The sequence below is a fragment of the Caballeronia sp. EK genome, from assembly GCF_014384845.1.
In the GTDB taxonomy this organism is placed as follows: Bacteria; Pseudomonadota; Gammaproteobacteria; order Burkholderiales; family Burkholderiaceae; genus Caballeronia; species Caballeronia jiangsuensis.
This window is the reverse complement of record NZ_JACSUE010000002.1, coordinates 335,112-356,995: the sequence shown is the minus strand read 5'-3', so window position 1 is coordinate 356,995 and position 21,884 is coordinate 335,112. Positions and strand designations below refer to the sequence as shown.

At 62.5% G+C, this 21,884-nt stretch carries 20 protein-coding genes; 4 read left to right on the top strand and 16 right to left on the bottom strand.

Annotated elements, in window-relative coordinates; genetic code table 11:
• Positions 1 to 82 precede the first annotated feature (82 nt).
• The 8 genes from IAG25_RS05995 to IAG25_RS05960 form a co-directional block, all read right to left on the bottom strand.
• Entirely contained in the window at positions 83 to 910 is an 828-nt protein-coding gene (locus IAG25_RS05995; RefSeq protein ID WP_187604027.1) for an HpcH/HpaI aldolase/citrate lyase family protein, read from the bottom strand.
• A complete protein-coding gene (locus tag IAG25_RS05990) occupies positions 910 to 1,842 on the bottom strand; it encodes an electron transfer flavoprotein subunit alpha/FixB family protein (RefSeq protein WP_187604026.1) in 933 nt (310 codons plus the stop codon). Before IAG25_RS05990 ends, IAG25_RS05995 begins: the two co-directional genes overlap by 1 nt.
• Entirely contained in the window at positions 1,842 to 2,591 is a 750-nt protein-coding gene (locus IAG25_RS05985; protein ID WP_187604025.1) for an electron transfer flavoprotein subunit beta/FixA family protein, read from the bottom strand. The genes IAG25_RS05990 and IAG25_RS05985 overlap by 1 nt, the downstream gene beginning before the upstream one ends.
• A 125-nt stretch (positions 2,592 to 2,716) precedes the next feature.
• The gene (locus IAG25_RS05980; protein ID WP_255503548.1) at positions 2,717 to 3,028 is read right to left on the bottom strand and encodes a hypothetical protein; all 312 of its coding nucleotides are present in this window, start codon (positions 3,026 to 3,028) and stop codon (positions 2,717 to 2,719) included.
• A 44-nt stretch (positions 3,029 to 3,072) separates the two neighbouring features.
• A complete protein-coding gene (locus IAG25_RS05975) occupies positions 3,073 to 3,759 on the bottom strand; it encodes an RNA polymerase sigma factor (RefSeq protein ID WP_187604023.1) in 687 nt (228 codons plus the stop codon).
• 8 nt (positions 3,760 to 3,767) lie between these two features.
• A complete protein-coding gene (locus IAG25_RS05970; protein WP_187604022.1) occupies positions 3,768 to 4,070 on the bottom strand; it encodes a cupredoxin domain-containing protein in 303 nt (100 codons plus the stop codon).
• Position 4,071: 1 nt separating this feature from the next.
• A complete protein-coding gene (locus IAG25_RS05965) occupies positions 4,072 to 4,605 on the bottom strand; it encodes a DUF4142 domain-containing protein (RefSeq protein WP_187604021.1) in 534 nt (177 codons plus the stop codon).
• 83 nt (positions 4,606 to 4,688) lie between these two features.
• The gene (locus IAG25_RS05960) at positions 4,689 to 5,420 is read right to left on the bottom strand and encodes a GntR family transcriptional regulator (protein ID WP_187604020.1); all 732 of its coding nucleotides are present in this window, start codon (positions 5,418 to 5,420) and stop codon (positions 4,689 to 4,691) included.
• Positions 5,421 to 5,556: 136 nt separating this feature from the next.
• On the opposite strand from IAG25_RS05960, the gene IAG25_RS05955 reads away from it, so the two are divergent.
• The 4 genes from IAG25_RS05955 to IAG25_RS05940 all read left to right on the top strand — a co-directional run bounded on the left by IAG25_RS05955 (position 5,557) and on the right by IAG25_RS05940 (position 11,739).
• Entirely contained in the window at positions 5,557 to 6,927 is a 1,371-nt protein-coding gene (locus IAG25_RS05955; protein ID WP_187604019.1) for a class-II fumarase/aspartase family protein, read from the top strand.
• A 26-nt stretch (positions 6,928 to 6,953) separates the two neighbouring features.
• Positions 6,954 to 8,366, top strand: coding sequence for a cation:dicarboxylate symporter family transporter (locus IAG25_RS05950; RefSeq protein WP_187604018.1), 1,413 nt, complete (start codon positions 6,954 to 6,956; stop codon positions 8,364 to 8,366).
• A gap of 114 nt (positions 8,367 to 8,480) precedes the next feature.
• Positions 8,481 to 11,222 carry an MGH1-like glycoside hydrolase domain-containing protein gene (locus IAG25_RS05945; RefSeq protein WP_187604017.1) on the top strand — a complete coding sequence of 914 codons (2,742 nt, stop codon included), beginning with the start codon at positions 8,481 to 8,483 and terminating at the stop codon, positions 11,220 to 11,222.
• Between the two features lie 70 nt (positions 11,223 to 11,292).
• Complete coding sequence (locus IAG25_RS05940) at positions 11,293 to 11,739, top strand: universal stress protein (protein ID WP_187604016.1); 447 nt, start codon at positions 11,293 to 11,295, stop codon at positions 11,737 to 11,739.
• A 15-nt stretch (positions 11,740 to 11,754) separates the two neighbouring features.
• On the opposite strand, the gene IAG25_RS05935 is transcribed toward IAG25_RS05940, so the two are convergent.
• From IAG25_RS05935 to IAG25_RS05900, 8 genes are all read right to left on the bottom strand, one after another.
• Positions 11,755 to 13,212, bottom strand: a complete 1,458-nt coding sequence (locus IAG25_RS05935) for an NAD-dependent succinate-semialdehyde dehydrogenase (RefSeq protein ID WP_187604015.1) — start codon at positions 13,210 to 13,212, stop codon at positions 11,755 to 11,757.
• A 148-nt stretch (positions 13,213 to 13,360) separates the two neighbouring features.
• Positions 13,361 to 15,022: a cation acetate symporter gene (locus tag IAG25_RS05930; RefSeq protein ID WP_187604014.1), complete on the bottom strand. Its 1,662-nt coding sequence runs from the start codon at positions 15,020 to 15,022 to the stop codon at positions 13,361 to 13,363.
• Positions 15,019 to 15,324, bottom strand: a complete 306-nt coding sequence (locus tag IAG25_RS05925) for a DUF485 domain-containing protein (RefSeq protein ID WP_035501389.1) — start codon at positions 15,322 to 15,324, stop codon at positions 15,019 to 15,021. The genes IAG25_RS05930 and IAG25_RS05925 overlap by 4 nt, the downstream gene beginning before the upstream one ends.
• Positions 15,325 to 15,577: 253 nt before the next feature.
• Positions 15,578 to 16,345 (bottom strand): ethanolamine ammonia-lyase subunit EutC, encoded by a 768-nt coding sequence (gene eutC, locus IAG25_RS05920; RefSeq protein ID WP_187604489.1) that lies wholly within the window; start codon positions 16,343 to 16,345, stop codon positions 15,578 to 15,580.
• Positions 16,345 to 17,724, bottom strand: a complete 1,380-nt coding sequence (locus IAG25_RS05915; protein WP_187604013.1) for an ethanolamine ammonia-lyase subunit EutB — start codon at positions 17,722 to 17,724, stop codon at positions 16,345 to 16,347. Before IAG25_RS05915 ends, eutC begins: the two co-directional genes overlap by 1 nt.
• Positions 17,721 to 18,872 carry a branched-chain amino acid ABC transporter substrate-binding protein gene (locus IAG25_RS05910; RefSeq protein ID WP_187604012.1) on the bottom strand — a complete coding sequence of 384 codons (1,152 nt, stop codon included), beginning with the start codon at positions 18,870 to 18,872 and terminating at the stop codon, positions 17,721 to 17,723. The genes IAG25_RS05915 and IAG25_RS05910 overlap by 4 nt, the downstream gene beginning before the upstream one ends.
• A gap of 96 nt (positions 18,873 to 18,968) precedes the next feature.
• Positions 18,969 to 20,201: an NAD(P)/FAD-dependent oxidoreductase gene (locus IAG25_RS05905; RefSeq protein ID WP_187604011.1), complete on the bottom strand. Its 1,233-nt coding sequence runs from the start codon at positions 20,199 to 20,201 to the stop codon at positions 18,969 to 18,971.
• Positions 20,201 to 21,628 carry an amino acid permease gene (locus IAG25_RS05900; protein WP_187604010.1) on the bottom strand — a complete coding sequence of 476 codons (1,428 nt, stop codon included), beginning with the start codon at positions 21,626 to 21,628 and terminating at the stop codon, positions 20,201 to 20,203. Before IAG25_RS05900 ends, IAG25_RS05905 begins: the two co-directional genes overlap by 1 nt.
• Positions 21,629 to 21,884: the final 256 nt, after the last annotated feature.

Genomic DNA, 21,884 nt, shown 5'->3' with positions numbered 1-21,884 from the left:
GGAATGGCGAGAGTCGATGACAGGCGCGCGCGTGAATGTCCGGCGCCGGTCGCCTATTCTATAACTCGCGGGTCCACATGAACTATGCGCGCGTGCCTTCGAGTATTGTTTGCGCGCGAAGCACGACTGGCCGGTCCACCATTTTTCCATCGACGGCGATGGCCGCGCCGTTCGCATTCGAAAACGCATCGAGTATGCGCTTCGCCCACGCGAGTTCGGATTCGCTCGGCGCATAACATTCGTTGATCGTCCGAACCTGCTTCGGATGAATGCACAGCTTCCCCGCGAAGCCGCGGCGCTTTCCATTGAGCGTTTCGTGCTTCAACGCGTGTTCGTCGTCGATCGCGGGCGTCACGCCGTCGATTGGCGCACCGATGCCTGCGACCCTCGATATCATCGCGAGATTCGCGCGGAATGGATCGAGAACATCGTCGTCGGTGGCCATGTTCATGTCGGCGCAGAAATCGAGCGTGCCGAACATCAACTGATGCACGTACGGTGCTTTCGCGATCTCTAGCGCGTTGAACATGCCCTTCGCGCTTTCGATCAACGGAAACACCGGCATTCTGCTCTTCGTGCGCGAGACGAGTGCGATGATATCCGCAGCGCTTTCCGCCTTCGGCAACACGATGCCCGCCACGCCGCGCAGTTTGCCTAGTTGCGCATCGCGATCGAACCACGGCGTATCGCGCGCGTTCACGCGAATCAGCACGGGACGCTCGGGCGAGAGCCATGCGGCCACGACATCGCGCGCCTCGTCCTTGCTCGCGGGCGCGACGGCATCTTCCAGATCGATGATGATCGCGTCGGCGCCGCTGTCCAGCGCCTTCGCGAAACGCTCGGGGCGATTGCCCGGCACGAACAGGAACGAACGATATCGATCGGCGTTCGTTTTGGCGGGCGTTCGCATCACAGTTCGTTGACCAGTTCGGGGACCATCGTGAACAGATCGCCGACGAGGCCGTAATCGGCCACGCTGAAGATCGGCGCTTCCGGGTCCTTGTTGATCGCGACGATGACCTTCGAGTCCTTCATGCCGGCCAAGTGCTGAATCGCGCCCGAGATGCCGACTGCCACGTACAGTTGCGGCGCGACGATCTTGCCGGTTTGACCGACCTGATAATCGTTCGGGACATAGCCAGCATCGACTGCCGCGCGCGATGCGCCCAGCGCCGCGTTGAGTTTGTCCGCGAGCGGTTCGAGCGTCTTCGTATAGTTCTCGCCGCTGCCGAGGCCACGTCCGCCCGACACGATGATATTTGCGCTCGTCAGTTCCGGACGATCCAGCTTCGTCACTTCACGGCTCACGAACTGCGAGATGCCCGCGTCGGCTGCGGCTTCGATCTTTTCGACTTGAGCGTTACCGCCTTCGGCCGCAACCGGATCGAAACCCGTCGCGCGCACCGTGATCACCTTGATCGGATCGCTCGATTGCACCGTTGCGATCGCATTGCCTGCATAGATCGGACGCTCGAACGTGTCGGCGCTATCGACGGCGGTGATATCGCTGATTTGCGCGACATCGAGATGTGCAGCGATGCGCGGCGCGATGTTCTTACCGTAAGCCGTCGCGGGCGCGAAGATGTGCGAATAATCTTTCGCGATGTTCAGTACCGTCGCTTCGACATTTTCCGCAAGACCTTCTGCGAGTTGAGGCGCATCGGCGAGCAGTACCTTTGCGACGCCCGCGATCTTCGCCGCCGCATCCGCCGCGCCCTGCGCGTTCGAACCGGCGATCAGCACATGCACATCGCCACCGATCTTCGCCGCAGCCGCAATCGTATTCAACGTCGCTGCCTTGATCGACGCATTGTCGTGTTCCGCAATAACAAGAGTCGTCATCAGATTACCTTCGCTTCGTTCTTCAGCTTTTCTACCAATGCCTTCACGTCGGGAACCGTAATGCCCGCGCTGCGCTTCGGCGGCTCGACAACTTTCAGCGTCTTCAGACGCGGCGCGACATCGACGCCCACATCAGCGGGCTTCATCGTCGTCAAAGGTTTCTTCTTCGCCTTCATGATGTTCGGCAGCGTCACATAGCGCGGCTCGTTCAGGCGCAGGTCAGTCGTGACCACAGCGGGAAGCTTCAAAGAAAGCGTTTCCGCGCCGCCATCGACTTCACGCGAAACAGTCGCCTTGCCATCCGCGACCACGACTTTCGATGCGAACGTCGCCTGCGGCAGACCTGCCAATGCAGCAAGCATCTGGCCGGTTTGATTCGAATCGTCGTCGATAGCCTGCTTGCCGAGGATGATCAAATCAGCTTTCTCCTGATCGACCAGCGCCTTCAACAACTTCGCGACGGCCAAAGGCTGCAACTCTTCCGACGTTTCCATCAGCACAGCACGATCCGCGCCGATGGCCAGCGCGGTACGCAACGTTTCCTGACACGCCGTCACACCGCACGACACGGCAATTACTTCCGCCGCAACGCCCGCTTCCTTCAACCGCACCGCTTCTTCGACGGCGATTTCGTCGAATGGATTCATCGACATTTTCACATTGGCGATATCGACGCCCGTGTTATCCGACTTCACTCGGACCTTCACGTTGTAATCGACCACGCGCTTGACTGGGACAAGAATCTTCACTTGCGTCTCCGAATAATGACAAGCTCTCAGAAAGAGGCTAGGGCCTAACCTCTATTTGAATGCCTGTCCGGAAAGCGCGCAAATATCAGATAACTTTGCCGGTCATAGGCTCAACCTAGGACCGCTCAGTGCCCTGGTCCGTTTTGTTCGACGCAGCTCAGCACGAGCGTGCTGTTCATGCCCGCTTCGGGGCTGAGCATCGCGGTATGGAATTCGCTGTCCGTGCAGCGCCAGTCGGCCTGAAGATCCTTGCTGCAAGCGCGTGTCGCATCGCCGATGCGCTTTCTGTCCGGCACGTACTGACACGTATCGAGGCCATCGCACTGAAACGTCAGATCGCGCGTCGCGTTGCCGTTCGCGGCGCCGCAATTCGCGCCATAAGTTCCGGATATGACCTTGATCGTCCTTGCCTCAGCGCCCGAAATGCCCGCCAGCATGACGATTCCCGCTATTGCGCGAGCAGCCGCCCTGTTTATTGTCATCAAACGCCGCCATCGTCTAGTTTCAATAGCACCCGCTCGACAATCCGATCGCACCGCGCGCCGCCAAATTCGAACACGTCGCGTTCGGCGAGATCGAACGACTGCGCCAGCGATTCACGCAACATGCCGCGCGCGCGAAAATGCCGGCTGCGCACCGTCGCCTCGGGAATGTTCAGACACTGCGCCGTCTCTTCGACCGTCATCTCCTCGATCGAACGCAGCACGAACACAATGCGAAATAGCTCCGGCAATGCGTCGAGCTTGCGTTCGAGCAGTGCCCGAACCTGCGAACGCGCGAGCGCATCGTCGGGCGCGGAATTGTCGTGCGAGGTCATTGCTTCAGCCTGTTCGACCCAATCGGGCGCATCCACGATGGGAATCACGTTCTGACGCCGCGCCGAACGCCGGATGCGCGCGAAACACTCATTGAGCACGAGTCGCGATAACCACGTGGAAAGCTGCGCGTCGCCGCGAAACTGGCTCATCGACCGATACGCGTGCAAATAAGCGTCCTGCAATGCGTCCTCGGCTTCAGCATCATTGCGCAAGGTCGCGCGCGCGAGGCGATACAGACGCCGGTTATGCCGACGCATCAGCAATTCGAACGCCGCGCGATCGCCCGCGACGATGCGCCGTGCAATGCTCAGATCATCGTCGGCTATGAGGGTTTGTGCGGTGTCGCTCATCGTCGTCTCTATCGAACGTTCAGTGTCGCGTGCATCGTCGGATGCAGCCTGCACGAATACGCATAGCTTCCCGCCTCGCGCGCGACGTAACTCCACGACGCATCGGGCGAAATATCGTGCGAATCGAAGGCCGCTTTATCGGCGGTCGCGGTGTGCGGAAACAAATCCTTGTTCACCCACACGATGCGATCGCCGGGCGCAACGGTCAACACAGGCGGCTCGAAACGCATTTGCTCGATCACGACGACATACGTCGCGGCGCTCGCCTCGCCGCACAAAACGAGCGCGCCTACGCAAAGAAGCCAGCGCATCTCACGCTCCGCTCTTTTTCAGTTCCGCCTGCACATGCCGTGCATGTTCGAGATGTGCGACGAATGCGGGCCGCACCTTGACGAGCAGCGCCTTCAGTTCTTCGCTTTGCGCGCCAGGTATCAAGGTCTTGTCGAGCGCATCGAGCACGCTTTCATGATAGGCGACCTCGTGATCGATGTACGACCGGTCGAAGCTCCCGCCTGAAAGCGCTTTGAGCCTCGCGAGATTCGCGTCTCCGCCTTGCTTCAGGCTCTGGCTCGTCGGGTTGTCCTCGGGCGTGACGTTGAGCTTCTTCACGAGATCGGTCGCGGCCTTGTTGACGCCGCTATGGTCCGTGACCATTTGCTGCGCGAACGCCTTCACGTCGCTCGATTTCGTCTTCGATTCGGCGAGCTTTCCCGCGTCGATATCGACCTGATTGGCCGTCACGACGATAGCCGCGATCTGCGGATCGGTCGGTCCGGCATTTTGCGCATGAGCCGCGATGCCTGCGAATGCGACTATCGCGCTCAATGCGGCGTGGATGAGTTTCATGTGACGTCTCCCGGCATTCCGTTCTGGATACCGGCTTGGATGTCACGTCGAAAGACGGCGTTCCCGGATCGCGGAGGATGCGCTCAGGCAGGCGAGCGCTTGAGCCGCATCGACACGCAGAAGCGCTCCGCCGGATGCACCGTCACCGACACCTCGAATGTCGCGCCACTCGCATCGAGATAGCGGCGCACGATCTCCAGCGCCGCCGTGCCCGCCTCCACGCGCAGACGCCTCGCCATGTCCGCCGACACGTTGATGGCGCGCACGTCCTGCTGAATCTCGTCGATACAGCGCCCATAGCGCGCTTCGATCAGCGAGCTGATGAGCGTATCCGGATTCTCCTTCGCGGCTTCGGCGACGTCGTCGTATGCAGGATCGATATACACGTCCGTCCAGCCGACGGGCGGGCTGTCCTTGTCGCCATCGATACGCAGGCTCGATACGCGCAGCCACGGCGTGCCCTGCGCGCAACGCAAGGTCTTCGCGAGTTTCGCCGAGGCCTCGATATGCTGCGTCGATTGCACGAGACGCAAGTGCTCGGAGCCGAACTGCACGAGATCGTCGACGGACGCGAGCGAGGGACGGAAGTCGTTGCGCGGCTGCATCGACTCGACACGCGTGCCCGCATTCTTGCGCCGCGACACGAGGCCCAGTTGCTGCAACTCGTGCAGCGCGGCGCGCACGGTATGCCGGCTCGTCTGATAGTGGTCGCGAAGTTCCAGTTCGGTCGGCAGATAGGAGCCGACGGGAAAGCGGCCCGACGCGATGCCTTCGGTCAGCTCGCGCGCGATATCGGCGAAATGCGGTCTGTTCATTGCTGCTCTGGCGGTGTTTTTCGGTGGTCAGGGTAAATCATAGCTTGCCCGATATGTTCGAACATATTAGTCTGAATATGTCCGGACATATTTGCCTGTCCTGCCCCGATCAATTTCGCTTCCGCAAGAGGTCAACATGACGAGTTCCGTTTCTCCCCTGGCCAGCACCGTGTTCGATTCCGTGCTGTTTCGCGACGCGTTCGGCACCGCGAAAATGCGCGCGCTGTTCTCGGATCACGCGCTGGTGCAGCGTTATATCGATGTCGAAGTGGCGCTCGCGAAAGCCGAGGCGCGCGCGGGCGTGATTCCGGCCGAAGCCGCCGAAGTGATCGCGCGTGAATCGAAGATCGAGCGCATCGACTTCGATCACATGCGCGAGGAAACGGACATCGTCGGCTATCCGATCCTGCCGCTCGTGCATCAGATGGTCGCCATGTGCGGCGACGCCGGACGTTACGTTCATTGGGGCGCGACGACTCAGGACATCATGGATACCGCCGTCGCGCTGCAAGTGCGCGATGCGCTCGAATCCATCGACGGCGATATACGCGAATTGCGGGCGATTCTCGCGGACCTGGCGAAGAAGCACCGCGATACGCCGATGGCCGGCCGCACCCATTTGCAGCAGGCGCTGCCCGTGACGTTCGGCTACAAGGTCGCGATCTGGCTCGCGATGTTCGATCGCCATCAGGAACGCATCGCGCAGATGCGCGAGCGCGTGGCCGTCGTCGAATTCGCGGGCGCGGCGGGCACGCTGGCATCGCTCGGCGACAAGGGCTTCGCGGTGCAGAAAGCGCTCGCCGAAGAACTGAAGCTCGGCGTACCCGCAACCACCTGGCATGTCGCGCGCGACGGTTTTGCCGAAGCGGTGAACCTGCTCGCGCTCGTCACGGGCTCGCTTGGCAAGATCGCGATCGACATCATGATCATGGCGTCGACGGAATTCGCGGAAGTGTACGAGCCCTTCGTGAAAGGACGCGGCGCGAGCAGCACCATGCCGCAAAAGCGCAATCCGATTTCGAGCGAGCTCATGCTGGCCGCGGCAAAAGCGGTGCGCCAGCACGCGGGCCTGATGGTCGACGCGATGATCCAGGACTTCGAGCGCGCCACCGGCCCGTGGCACGCGGAATGGATCGCGATTCCCGAGAGCTTCATTCTCACGTCGGGTGCGCTGCATCAGGCGAAGTTCATGCTCGGCGGTCTGATCGTCGATGAAGCGCGCATGAAGCACAACCTCGGCATCAGCCGCGGCCTGATCGTGGCGGAAGCCGTGATGATGGGCATGGCCCCTTACACCGGACGTCAGCAGGCGCACGACATCGTGTATGACGCATGCCGCACGGTGAACGAACAAGGCGGCACGCTCGCGGAAGCGCTCGCGGCATTGCCCGACGTAACGAAGCACTTCGACCGCGCCGCGATCGATCGCATGACCGATCCCGCGAACTATCTCGGTCTCGCGCCGCAGATGGTGGATCGCGCCATCGCGCTGTCGAGCGAAGTCTGAACGTAAAGAACATGGAGGAGCATGCGATGCATAACGAACCCGCATCACACGACGACACGACCGTCGCCCCGCCGAAGAAGCTGCCGTGGTATCGCAAGCTCGGCATGCAGGTGCTTTTGTCGCTCGCGATCGGCATTGCGGTCGGTCTCGTCTTTCCGAAGTTCGGCGCGCAACTGAAGGTGCTCGGCGATATCTTTCTCGCGCTCATCAAGGCCGGCGTCGCGCCGCTCGTGTTTCTCACGATCGTGCACGGCATCGCGTCGGCGGGCGATGTGAAGAGCGCGGGGCGCGTCGGCTGGAGAGCGATCGTCTACTTCGAAGTCGTATCGACGATCGCACTCGCGGTCGGCCTGCTCGCGGGCAATCTGCTGCAAACGGGCAAGGCGATGACTTCCGTCGCTGTCGGCGCCGTGCCCGCGACGGCCGCAAAGGCTGCGCCGCAAGGCTTCACCGAGTTCGTGATGCATGTGGTGCCGGACAACTTCATCGGCGCGTTCGCGAAGGGCGAGCTGTTGCAGGTGGTCGTGCTCGCGGTGATGGTCGGCATCGGCATTCTCGCCATTCCCGAGCGCCGCCGCGTGCGCATCAACGAAGGGCTCGATCTCGTTTCCGAGGTGCTGTTCTCGTTCATCAACCTCGTGATGAAGCTCGCGCCGCTCGGTACGTTGGGCGCGGTCGCGTATTCGGTGGGCAGCAACGGCACGGCCGTGCTGGTCGCGCTCGCACAACTCGTGGTGAGCTTCTATGCGGTGGTGGCGCTGTTCATCGTCGTGGTGATGGGCATCATCGCGAAGCTCGCGGGCTTCAGCCTCTGGCGCTTTCTGCGCTATATCAAGGACGAAATCTTCATCGTGCTCGGCACGGCGTCTTCGGAAAGCGCATTGCCGCGTCTCTTGATCAAGCTCGAACGGCTCGGCTGCGCGAAGCAGACCGTCGGTCTCGTGCTGCCTACGGGCTATGCGTTCAATCTCGACGGCACGTCGATCTTCATGTCGATGGGCGTGATGTTCATCGCGCATGCGTACGGCGTGCCGATCACGCTGGACCATCAGATCGGCATTCTGTTGCTGATGCTGCTGACGTCGAAGGGCGCGGCCACGGTCTCGGGCGGATCGTTCGTGGTGTTCGCCGCGACCGTCACGTCGACGGGCATCCTTCCGGTCGAAGGCCTCGCGCTGATCTTCGGCGTGTACCGCTTCATGTCGATGGCGATCGCGACGTGCAACACCATCGGCAACAGTCTCGCGACCGTCGTGATCGCCAAATGGTCGCGCACCTTCGATGCCGCCGTCAGTGAACGGCATCTCTATCCGGAGCGTTATCCGGAGATCGCGGAAGCGGACCGGCGGCTCGCGGACGGCAATCTCCTTCCGGAAGACATGAACGACGCGAATCCTCATCCGGACGGAATCTCGCTGAGAAGCGCGGGAACGCGATGAAATGAGCACGATGAGTTTTTGCAGCGCGGCAATCGCCGCGCTTTTTTTCACTTCGCTTATCATCGGAAAGCCGCGCATCGAACATATTGGATGGTCATCCGGACCGGAGGTCGCATGCCACCGCTACGCGCAATCCATTTGCTGCAAACCAGGGAAGGCTCTCGCCTGCATGGCGCCGATCTCGACCGGTGGCGACGCTGGGGACCGTATCTGAGCGAGCGTCAATGGGGCACGGTCCGCGAGGATTACAGCGAATGCGGTACCGCCTGGGATTACTTTCCGCACGACCATGCGCGCAGCCGCATGTATCGCTGGGGGGAGGACGGTATCGCCGGATTCGGCAACGACCCGCTCGACTGGTGCGTGTCGCTCGCGCTGTGGAACGGGCGTGATCCGATCATCAAGGAACGGCTCTTCGGCCTCACGAACGAGCAGGGCAATCACGGCGAGGATGTGAAGGAGCTGTACTTCTATCTCGACGGCACGCCGACGCATTCGTACATGAAGATGCTGTACAAGTATCCGCACGATGCGTATCCGTATCAGCAACTCATCGACGAAAACAAGCGGCGCGGCCCCGAGCTTCCCGAATACGAAGTGCTCGATACCGGCGTCTTCGACAACGATCGATACTTCGATGTCTGCGTCGAGTATGCGAAGCACACGGCCGATGACGTCGTGATGCGCGTGACCGTCGAAAATCGCGCGGACGAGGCCGCGACGCTTCATGTGCTGCCGCAGTTCTGGGCGCGCAACCGCTGGTCGTGGTCGAGCAAATGGGGCAAGCCTTCGCTGACGCTGGAACAGGATGCGCGGGAAGGCGCGCGCGTCGTCGCGCACAATCCGTCGCAAGGCGCGATGCTGGTGACGGCCTCGGCGGAAACGCCCGTCGAATGGCTCTTTTGCGAGAACGAAACGAACGTTCGTCGCATCTTCGGCATCGAGGGCGCGGGCCCCTTCAAGGACGGCTTCAACGACTATCTCGTCGAAGGCGACGATCACGCTATCCGGCGCGATCATGGCACGCGCAGCGCCGCGCATGCGTGTCTGCAACTCGGACCGCATGAACGCTCCGTGATGTATCTGCGCTGGCGTCCGGCATCGGTTTCGGATGATCCGCCGCTCGACATGGCACAGCTTTTCGCGCAACGCCTGGCGGAAGCCGACGAGTTCTACGCGACGCTGCAACACGATATCGATGAAGCCGATGCGCGTCTCGTGCAGCGTCAGGCGCTCGCGGGCATGTTATGGACGAAGCAGTATTACCAGTTCGACGTCACGCGCTGGCACGACGGCGATCCGGGCCAGCCCATCCCGCCGAAAGGACGCCGACAGGGCCGCAATGCGGACTGGCGGCACATGTGCAACGGCGACATCGTATCGATGCCCGACAAATGGGAGTACCCGTGGTACGCGTCGTGGGATCTCGCGTTCCATGCGGTCGCGTTCGCGACGATCGATCCGGACTTCGCGAAGAAGCAGTTATCGCTGCTCGTGAAAGAACGCTACATGCATCCGAACGGGCAATTGCCCGCCTATGAGTGGGCATTCGGCGACGCGAATCCGCCCGTTCACGCGTGGGCGACATGGCGCGTATTCGAGCTCGATCGCGAGATGACCGGCATCGGCGATCACGCTTTCCTCGAAGTGATGTTCCACAAGCTGCTGCTCAACTTCGCCTGGTGGGTCAACCGCAAGGACGCCGACGACCGCAACATCTTTCAGGGCGGTTTTCTCGGGCTCGACAACATCGGCATCTTCGACCGCTCGCAGCCGCTGCCGACGGGCGGACGCATCGATCAGGCCGATGGCACCGCGTGGATGGCCTCGTATGCGCTCGACCTCATGCAGATCGGTCTCGAACTCGCGATGGCCAACGAATCGTATGTCGAGATCGCGGTGAAGTTCTTCGAGCACTTCCTGTATATCGCGGAAGCGGTGAGTTGCGGCGAAGGCTGCAACACGGGCTTGTGGGACCGCAGCGACGAATTCTTCTATGACGTGCTGCATCTGCCGGACGGCACGCGCGTGCCCATGCGCATTCGATCCATCGTCGGCCTGATACCGCTCTTCGCGGTGCATGTGCTCGAAGAGCGCGTGTACGGCGATTTGCCGGGACTGCGCGAAAGGCTCGCGTGGTTTCTCGATCATCGGCCGAATCTCGCGAAGCTCGTCTCGCGCTGGACGGAGCCGGGCAAGGGCAACACCACCCTGCTTTCGCTATTGCGCGGACATCGCATGAAAGCGCTCTTGCGGCGCACGCTCGATCAGTGCGAATTCCTTTCCGACTATGGCGTGCGCGCATTGTCCCGCGTGCATTGCGAGAAACCTTATATCTTCGACCACGATGGCGTGAAGGTCTGCATCAGGTACCTGCCTGCTGAATCGGATTCGCGTGTATTCGGCGGCAATTCCAATTGGCGTGGACCGATCTGGATGCCGGTCAACTATCTGCTGATCGAATCGCTCTACGAGTTTCATCGCTACTATGGCGATGAATTTCGCGTCGAGCATCCGACGGGCTCGGGCAAGATGCATTCGCTGAGCGAGATTGCCGACGACCTCTCGCGGCGCGTCAGCACGCTCTTCCTGAAAGACGCCGAGGGCAAGCGTCCCGTGATGGCCGCGTATCCGATGCTGCAAGCCGATCCGCGCTCGCAGGATCTCATCCTCTTTCACGAGTACTTTCATGGCGACAGCGGGCGCGGTGTCGGCGCTTCGCATCAGACGGGATGGAGCGGTCTCGTGGCGTTGCTGCTGCAGCCGCGTCTGATGAAGTTGTCGCACGTGGGGCCCGAAGCGCCCGTCATGTCCGTGCGTCTGGACGAGGAGGCTATCGCGGCGATGGGGCGCTAGAACTCGCCTATACTGGAATCGTCGATTCGACTCTCTCTTTCGTGTCCCCAGAGAACCGGAGGACGTCATCATGTTCAACCATTTGCTGGTTCCAACGGACGGGTCCGCGCTATCGGAGGCGGCGGTGCGCATGGCCGTTGCGCTCGCCAAGGAGAACAGCGCGCGCATCACCGGTCTTTATATGATGCGGCCGTTTCATATGACCGTTTATAGCGCCGAGATGGCGGGCGCGAATCAGGACGAGGTTCAGGCCGCCGATCAGGCGCGCGCTCGCGTGTACCTCGAAAATCTCCGGAATATCGCGGTACAGGCGGGCGTGGAGTGCGATACCGAAGCGCCCACGGGATCGCATCCCTATGAAGTGATCCTCGATACGGCGAAGACGCGGCACTGCGATCTCATCGTGATGGCCTCGCACGGTCACGGCGGAATTCGCGGGCTATTGCTCGGAAGCGAGACGCAGAAGGTGCTGACGCATAGTCATCTGCCGATTCTGGTGGTGAGGCCGCCGGAGTGATGGCGGGTCGAGACTTCAGCCCTCCAGATTCCCGAAACAAACATACTTCGCCTCCAGATACTCCTCCACGCCCGACGACGCCCCCTCGCGCCCCATCCCCGATTCCTTGATGCCGCCGAACGGCGCGACCTCGTTGAACACGAGACTATCGTTCACGCCGACGACACCGCATTCGAGCGCCTCCATCACGCGGAACGCGCGGCTGATATCCGCCGTGTAGAAGTAAGACGCGAGCCCGGTGCGCGTATCGTTCGCGAGCGTGATGACGTCGTCCTCTTCCCGAAACTGGAGCACGCTCGCTATCGGCCCGAGAACTTCGTCGCCGCACACGCCCATTGACGGATCGACGCCCGTTAGGACCGTCGGCCTGAAAAAGTTCGATCCGGGCGCGACACGCGATCCGCCCGCCGCGATCTTCGCGCCGAGCCTCACCGCTTCATCGACGAGATTTTCGATGCGCACCACCGCCGCGTCATCGATGAGCGGACCGATCTGCGCGCCTTCGTCCAGTCCGTCGCTCACCTTGAGCAGCGCGACCTTCGAAACGAGCTTCGCGACGAAGGTCTCGTACACGTCCTCATGCACGAAAAAGCGGTTCGCGCACATCGCCGCCTGACCCGAGTGACGGAATCGCGCATCGAGCGCGCCTTTCACGGCAAGGTCGATGTCCGCATCGTCGAACACGATGAAAGGGCAGTTCGCGCCCAGTTCGAGCGACATCTTCTTCACGGTGGATGCGCACAAGGTCATCAGCCGCTTGCCTTCGTCGATGGAACCGGTGAAGGACACTTTCCGCACGCCGGGGCTCGCGAGCAGCGTGCTTCTGATCGGCTCGCCCTCGCCCGTCAGCACGGACAGCACGCCGCGCGGCAAGCCCGCGTTCTCGCCGAGCGCGCACAGCGCGAGCGCGGAGTACGGCGTCTGTGGATCCGGATGATGAATGACCGTGCAGCCCGCCGCGAGCGCGGCGCCGACGCGTCGCGCGACCATCGAAGAGGGAAACGTCCATGACGTGATCGCGCCGCACACGCCTACCGGCTGATGCAGCACGCGGATACGCTGATTGCGGCGCGGCGCGGGAATGTTGTCGCCGTAGATGCGGCGCGCTTCTTCGGCGAACCAGTCGAGATAGTTGGCGGCCTGCGTGATTTCGGAACGCGCTTCGTGCAGCGGCTTGCCTTGCTCGGTGGACAGGATGATGGCGAGATCGTCGCGATGATGTTCGACGAGCCGCGCCCATTCCCTCAGCACCGACGCGCGCTCGCGGCTGCTCCAGTTGCGCCAGTCCTGCAAGGCCGCGTTCGCGCAGTCGATGGCCTCGGTCACCTGCTCCGCCGTGACTTGCGGCACGGTGCCGATGATCTCGCCGGTGGAAGGATTGGTGACGGGCACGCGCGGCAGCGAAGTACTGTCTACCCACGCGCCGCCGATATACGCCGATTGCTCGAAAAGACTGGGGCACTGCAATTCCATGGCTCGCTCCAATGCGTAAGAAGCTTCGTGCTTTCAGTTGCATCGAGCTTAACGCATTTTTTACTCGCCATTCGCGACGCGCCCGGCATCTCCGGTATACGAATCGCGCCGGCGGCGGCGCATCGGAGAACGCGCCGCCGTCAGGACTTCAGTGGCTCGCGCCCTCCACCGCGCCGATGCCCGTTTCGGAACGCACCGTCTGCGCTTCGAAGCCGGCCTTGTCGATACGCGAACGCGCGGATTTGTCGGTCACCGAGAAGAGCCAGATGCCGATGAAGCCGATCGCCATCGAGAACAGCGCGGGCGACGCATACGGGAACGGCGCGCTCGCGTAGTGGAACACATCGACCCACACGGCCTTCGAGAGCACCGTCATCGCGACCGCCGAGAACAGGCCGAGGAAGCCGCCGATCGCCGCGCCGCGCGTCGTGCAGCCGCGCCACAGGACCGACATGAACAGCACCGGGAAGTTGGCCGACGCCGCCACCGCGAACGCGAGCGACACCATGAACGCGATGTTCTGCTTCTCGAACACGATGCCGAGCACCACCGCGACGATGCCGAGCACGATCGTCGTGATACGCGACACCTTCAGCTCGCTCTTGCTCGACGCCTGACCCTTCTTGAACACGGTCGCATAGAGATCATGCGACACCGCCGACGCGCCCGCGAGCGTCAGCCCCGCGACGACCGCGAGAATGGTTGCAAACGCCACTGCCGAGATGAAGCCGAGGAACACGTTGCCGCCGACCGCATTAGCAAGATGCACCGCCGCCATGTTCGTGCCGCCGAGCAGCTTGCCGCCCGCATCCTTGAACATCGGGTTGGTGCTCACCAGCACGATCGCGCCGAAGCCGATGATGAACGTGAGAATGTAGAAGTAGCCGATCCACGTCGTCGCCCAGAACACCGACTTGCGCGCTTCCTTCGCGTTCGGCACGGTGAAGAAGCGCATCAGGATGTGCGGCAGACCGGCCGTGCCGAACATCAGCGCAATGCCGAAGGAGATCGCCGAGATCGGGTCCTTGATGAAGTTGCCCGGACCCATGATCGATTCCTTCTTCTCGTGCACCTCGACTGCCTTCGCAAAGAGCGCCTCGGGGCTGAAGTGGAATTGCCACAGCACCATGAACGCCATGAACGAAGCGCCCGCGAGCAGCAGACACGCCTTGATGATCTGCACCCACGTCGTCGCCGTCATGCCGCCGAAGAGCACGTACACCATCATCAGCGCGCCGACGATCACCACCGCGATCCAGTATTCGAGGCCGAACAAGAGCTTGATGAGTTGTCCCGCGCCGACCATCTGCGCGATCAGATAGAACGCCACGACGACGAGCGTGCCCGACGCGGCGAACGCGCGAATCGGCGTCTGCTTGAAGCGGTATGCAGCGACATCGGCGAAGGTGAAGCGGCCGAGATTGCGCAGGCGCTCGGCCATCAGGAACGTGATGATCGGCCAGCCGACGAGAAAGCCGATCGAATAGATGAGGCCGTCGTAACCATTGCTGTAGACCGCCGCCGAAATGCCAAGAAACGAGGCCGCCGACATGAAATCGCCCGCGATCGCAAGGCCGTTCTGAAAGCCGGTGATTCCGCCGCCCGCGGTGTAGAACTCGGCGGCCGAGCGCGTTTTCTTCGCGGCCCATTTGGTGATGAAGAGCGTCGCGATCACGAACGCGATGAACATGCAGATCGCGGTCCAGTTGGTCGCCTGCTTCACCGCCTGACCGAGATCGCCGCCTGCGGCGAAGGCGCTGGTGGAAGCCGCGACAAGCGCGCCCGATGCGAGGATATGTTGCGGCTTCATGCGGCCTCCCGCTTGATCTTGTCCGTGAGTTCGTCGTACGTGCTGTTGGCATGGCGCACGTAGAGACCCGTTATCACGACCGTGAAGACGATCACGAACAGGCCGATCGGCATGCCCCAGGTCATCACGCCCGCGCCCATCTTCGCGGCCAGCAGATCCTTGTCGAACGCGATCAGCAACACGTAGCCGTAGTACACGACCAGCACGAGGGCCGTCAGCGTCCAGCCGAGCTTCGAGCGTTTTCGCACCAGTTCGCCGTACGCGGCGCTCGACTTGATTTTTTCTACGATCTTGAGATCCATTTCCGTCTCCTGCATGAATGTCTCTTTTCTGCGTGCGAAAACGCCCGCGTTCGGCGCGGCGCGCGAACGGTCAGCGATGCGTATGAATAAGAACATCCCCGGACGGGGACGTCGTGCAATGCCCTCGCGCATACTTTTCAGGCGAGTTTTTGCTTTCGATGCGCTGGAGACTAAGGTAAAAGCGTCCGCTTACCCGTTTCTTACGCGGGGCACTTTCTTTCGACGGGGTTTACGCGAAGCATCGGGTGCGCAGTCATGCGCGCGACAGGCGATCGATCGTTCGCCCGGGCAGGATTATCGCGCTGTCGTCCTTCAGGCCGACGCCCGTCAGCTTGCGCGAGCGCGCTTCATTCAGGAGCCAGGCGAGCTTGAACGCGGCTGCATCGTAGGCCAGTCCTTCGGGGCGCACGTTCGATATGCAGTTGCGCTCCGCATCGCTGCGACTCTGAAGCGGATCGTAGGTGACATACACGCCGAGACTCGCCGGAGAACTGAGCCCCGGTCTTTCGCCGATCAGCACGGCAACGATGCGCGCTTTCAGCATCGACCCGATGCAATCGCCGAGCGCCACGCGTGCCTGCGTCGCGATGACGACAGGACCGATGCGCCAGCCGTCGAGCCGCGCGACGGTTCTTTCGATGAGCGCGATCGCGTGTGTCGATGCCGCGTTCGACGACAGTCCATCGGCGATGACGAACACGAGGTCCGTGTCCTTCGTGTGCGATTCGAGCTGTGTCGCGCTCGTCTCGTTCAGGCGGCGTCCGAGATCGGGACGCCGCAGGTAGACATCGCGCGAAGGCGCGGCGCTGCAAACCGTGGCGCTCTCGAATCCCTTCGACGTCAGTTCTTCCTCCAACGCCCGGACATCGAGCGGCCGATGCACCGCGTCGCGCGCCTGCGCGTGCGCGAGATTGAACGCGAGCAGCGGCGCGGTCGGCACGCTGCTGCCCGCGCGTCCGAGCGCGATACGCGCATCGGTGAAGCGGCGCAACGCTTCCCACGGATTCGCGCTGACTTTCATCACGCCCTCATCCAGTCGATCAGCGCGGGCCATTGCGTCTGTTCCCTCAGCATGCCGCGCGCATTCGTGATCTGGATCGCCTGCAGCCATGCTTCGAATTCGGGCGCGCGTTTCAGGCCGAGCACATCGCGCACATAGAGCGCGTCATGAAACGAAGTGCTCTGATAGTTCAGCATCACGTCGTCGGCGCCGGGCACGCCCATGATGAAGTTCACGTTGGCCGCGCCGAGCAGCGTGAGCAGCGTGTCCATGTCGTCCTGATCGGCTTCCGCGTGATTCGTATAGCACACGTCGCAGCCCATCGGCACGCCGAGCAGCTTCGCGCAAAAATGATCTTCGAGGCCCGCGCGAATGATCTGCTTGCCGTCGTAGAGATACTCCGGACCGATGAAGCCGACCACCGTATTCACGAGAAACGGATTGAACCTGCGCGCCACCGCGTAGGCGCGCGCTTCGCACGTCTGCTGATCCACGCCGTGATGCGCGTTCGCGGACAACGCGCTGCCCTGCCCCGTCTCGAAGTACATGAGATTCTCGCCGACGGTCCCGCGCTTCAACGACAATCCCGCCTCATACGCTTCCTGCAGCAACGCGATGGAGATGCCGAACGATGCGTTCGCCTTCTGCGTGCCCGCGATCGACTGAAACACGAGATCGACCGGCGCGCCCTGTTCCATCGCCGCGAGCGTGTTGGTCACGTGGGTCAGCACGCAGGTCTGCGTCGGCACGTCGTAGCGTTCGCGAAACGCGTCCATCATCGCGAGCAATTTGCCGATGGCCTGCGGCGAGTCCGACGCGGGATTGATGCCGATCATCGCGTCGCCGCAGCCGTACATGAGGCCGTCGATCATCGATGCGGCGATGCCCTGCACATCGTCGGTCGGATGATTCGGCTGAAGGCGCACCGACATGTGTCCGGGCAAGCCGACCGTGTTCCTGAAACGCGTGACGACCGGGCGCTTCTTCGCGGCGAGGATGAGGTCCTGATTGCGCATCAGCTTCGATACCGCCGCGACCATCTCCGGCGTGAGTCCCTGCGACACCGCGACGAGCGCGGCCGTATCGGTCGAATCGGCCAGCAGCCATTCGCGGAACTCGCCGACCGTGAGATGCGACACGGCGGCGAATGCATCCTTCGAATGTTCATCGATGATGAGGCGCGTGACTTCGTCGTCTTCGTACGGGATCAACGCTTCTTCGATGAACGCGCGCAGCGGCACCGCCGACAAGGCCAGCTTCGCCGCCGCGCGCTCTTCTTCCGTCGCCGCGGCGATGCCCGCGAGTTCATCGCCGGAACGTCGCGGACTCGCCTTCGCGAGGAGCGTCGCGAGATCGTCGAAACGATACGTGCGAACGCCTACGGTTTCGCTGAAGCTCATACGCCGCTTCCGCCGACTGTCTTCAAACTCTTCCATTGGCCCTGCTCGACCTGAAAGAGCGTATAGGGCGGCTTGATCAGATCGCCGTACGGGTCGAACGATATCTTGCCGGTCACGCCCGTCACGTTGACCTTCGCGAGCGCCTCGACGATCTTGCCGCGATCGAGCGAATTCGCATCGTGGATGGCCTTGATCATCGCGAGCGCGGCATCGTAGGCGAAAGGCGCATACAGCTCCACATCCTGATTGAAGCGCGCCTTGTAGCGCTTGCCGAACTCCTGCGCGGACGGCAGCTTGTCGAGCGCGGGACCGGGTTCGAGATCCTGCGTGCCGTTGCCCGACGTGCCCGCGATTTGCAGGAACGCATTGCTCTTCAGCGCGCCCGCGCCGAAGAGTTGCGTCGTCATGCCGAGCGAGCGCATCTGCTTGACGAGCATCGCGCCTTGTTCGTCGAGACCGCCGAAGAAAATCAGATCGACGTTCTGGCTCTTCATCGTCGTGAGAATGGCGCGGAAGTCCACGGCCTTGTCGTTGGTGTATTCACGCGCGACGACCTTGCCGTTCGCCTCCTTCACGCCTTTCTCGAACGAATCGGCGAGACCTTGCCCGAACGCGGTGCGATCGTCGATGATGCCGATGCGCTTCGGCTTCATCTGCTCCACGACGAAGCGCCCCGCCACCACGCCGCCCACGCCGTCATGGCCCATCGTGCGGAACACGTTCTTGAAGCCCTGCTTCGTGAGTTGCGGGTTCGTCGAGCCGGGCGTGATCATCGCGACATTCGCCTGATGATAGACCGTCGACGCCGGAATGCTGCAACCGGAGTTGTAATGCCCGATCACGCCGACGATGCCGCTATCGACCGCTTTCTGCGCGACCTGAATCGCGACGCGCGGATCGGCCTGATCGTCGTACACCTCCAGTTCGAACTTGACGGGCTTGCCGCCGACGGTCGGATGCTTCGCGTTCTCTTCATCGATCGCGAGTTGCGCACCGTACTGCAAATCCTTGCCGACGCGCGCGACCGGCCCCGTCAACGGCCCGACGAAGCCGATCTTCACGACTTCGGGATCGGCGGCCCACGACATCGGCATATACGCGGCAAGCACGCCTGCGGCAAGGCTCGAAAGCAAAAAGCGGCGGTTCATGTTCGTGCTCCACATGGTTGGACGTCGCGCCAGTTTTCATACGGCCCGCTCGCGGCGCGACACCGCGAACAGGTCTCATGCGAATGCGTGCCGCGCTCAGTGAAAGCGCGACGCGCGATAGCTCGCGAGATCGAGCGGCGGTGCGCGCCGCGCGATCAGATCGGCGACGATGCGTCCGCTCACGCCCGCGAGCGTCAACCCGAGATGCTGATGCCCGAACGCATACACGACGCGCTCGCTCGCCTTCGACGCGCCGATCACCGGCACGCCATCGGGCAATGTCGGACGAAAGCCGAGCCATTCGCGATCGGGCGCGCCGAGCGCGGGCAACGCGCGCTTGGACGACACGGTCACGAGATCGAGCAGCGCGCGGTTGCGCGTCTCGGTGAAGCCCGCGAGCTCGACCGTGCCCGCTACGCGGATGCCATCGCTCATCGGCGTCATGTAGAAGCCGCGCTCCGCCCAGCCGCACGGCCGCGATATCAGGTTCGACGCCGACGCATAACGAACGTGATAACCGCGCTCGGTATCGAGCGGAACGTCGTCGCCGCATTGATGCGCGAACTCGCGCGAGCGCGCGCCCGTCGCGACGACGACATGATCGAAGCGGCGCGCATCGCCGTTCACACGCAATGAAACGCCCTGCGCGTCCGGTACTATCGCGTCCACCTTCGCGCGCTCCAGTTGTGCACCGCGCGCGGCAAGCCGTTCATACAAGGCCTCCAGAAAGCCGGCGGGATCGGTGAAATGCCAGCTATCGCGAAACAGCACGCCGCGCGCGAAGATCGGCGCAAGCTGCGGTTCGAGTTCGCGGATCGCGCCGCTTTCGAGCACGTCGAAGCTCACGCCGAGCCGTTCGCGAAGGCTGAGCGAATCGCGCGATGCATCGAACGATGCGGCGCTCGAGTAGAGATACAGACACTCGCGCGGCTTCACGAAACGCGCGAGACCGTCTTCTTCGAGCAAGGGCGCATAGCCTTCCTGCGCACGAGAGAGCAGCGCCGCCAGCGCCTGCGCACTCGCTTCGAAGTTCGCGCGCCGCGAGCTCATCAGAAAGCGCGCGAGCCACGGTGCCAGTTGCGGCAGATAGCTCCAGCGCAATCTGAACGGACTGTCGTTCGATAACAAAAAGCGCGGGATATCGCGGAACACGGACGGATTGTTCACCGGCACGCATCCGTACGGCGCGAAGGTCCCCGCATTGCCGAACGACGCGCCCTGCGCCACGCCCAACGGATCGAACAGCGTGACGCCGTGACCGTCGCGCATGAGCCAGGCGGCGCTCGCCATGCCGATGAACCCCGCGCCGATGATCGCCACGTTCGACATCAGTCACGCCCCTTCCATGCAAGCTCGCCTTCATGCGACAGGAAGCCCGTCGCCGACTCGCTCTCTTCCTGACGACGATGATGCTTCGCCGCGAACAGGTAAGCCGCCGAGGCCACCGCGAGACTCGCGAGGCTCGCCATCAGTTGCGGACGCAGTTCGCGGTCCGCGCCCATCGCCGCGAGCACGCCGACGATCGCGATGACCACCGCATACGACAGCCACGGAAAGAGCCACATCTTGAGCGTGAGACGCTCGGGCGCTTCTTTCTGGATGCGTCGGCGGATGCGGATCTGCGCGAGCGCCGTCGCGAGATAGACGAACAGCATCACCGCGCCCGATGCGTTCACGAGGAACAGGAACACGCCCTGCGGCGACACGATCGCCGCGACGATCGCGACATAGCCGACCACGCTCGACAGCAGCACCGCGAGACGCGGCACCTTCTGCGGCGTGAGCCTGAGCAGCGACTTCGGCGCATCGCCGCGTTCGGCGAGGCGGAACAGAATGCGCGACGACACATACAGGCCCGAGTTCAGCGCGGACAACACGGCGACGAGCACGATCGCGTTCATGATGTCGGCGGCGTAGGGAATGCGCATCGTCTCCAGTGCGGCGACGAACGGCGAATGCCCCGTCACGATGCTGCCCCACGGCACGATGCACGCGATCAGGAACAGCGAGCCGACATAGAACGTGATGACGCGCAGGATCACCGAGCGCGTCATGGCGGCGACGCTCTTCGCGGGATCGTCGGATTCGGCAGCGGCGATGGTCGCGATTTCCGCGCCGCCGACCGCGAAGATCACGGTCGGCACGGCGGCGAACACGGACATCGGGCCGAACGGGAGAAAGCCGCGATTGCCGGTGAGATGCGTAACCGCGCCGCCCGTGTGCCCGAAGCCGAGCAGATAGCCCGCGCCGATCGCGATGAACACGATGATCGCCGCGACCTTGATCGACGCGAACCAGAACTCGAATTCGCCGTACGACTTGACCGAGAGCAGGTTGATCACGGTCATCACGGACAAGAGCACGAGGCCGATGACCCAGACCGGCGCCGGTATCCAGCGCTGCAATATCGCGGCGCCCGCGACGGCCTCCACCGCGACGACGATGACCCAGAAGTACCAGTAGAGCCAGCCGCTCGTGAAGCCGGCCCAGTTGCCGAGGCCGATGCGCGCGTATTCGGTGAACGAGCCGACGCCGGGCACGGCGAGCGCCATTTCACCGAGCATGCGCATGACCATCAGCACGACGATGCCGGCGACGAGATAGGACACGCACGCCGCCGGGCCGACTGTCGCGAGCGTCGCGCTGCTGCCGACGAACAGCCCGGCGCCGATGATGCCGCCGAGCGCGATCATCGTGACGTGACGCTGGCGCAGCGCCGCGCCGAGCTTGGGTTGAGAGGTTTGAGGCAAGGACATCGGGGAAATCTCCTGCGGACAAAGATCGGATGAATCGGACGCGCGGCTGATGCAAAAACACAGCGCACACCAGACAAACTCTGATACTAGAATCACACAAGATTTTTTTGTGTGCAATTAAAAACGCTATTGTGTGGTGATGGGATTTTCCCTGAGTGCGGCTGGAGCGGGTCTTGCAGAAGCGCTCCAACACGCTTCAACACGCGTTGGCGCTTACGCAAGCATTGCATCGCGGCCACTCTGGGTTAGAATCGCC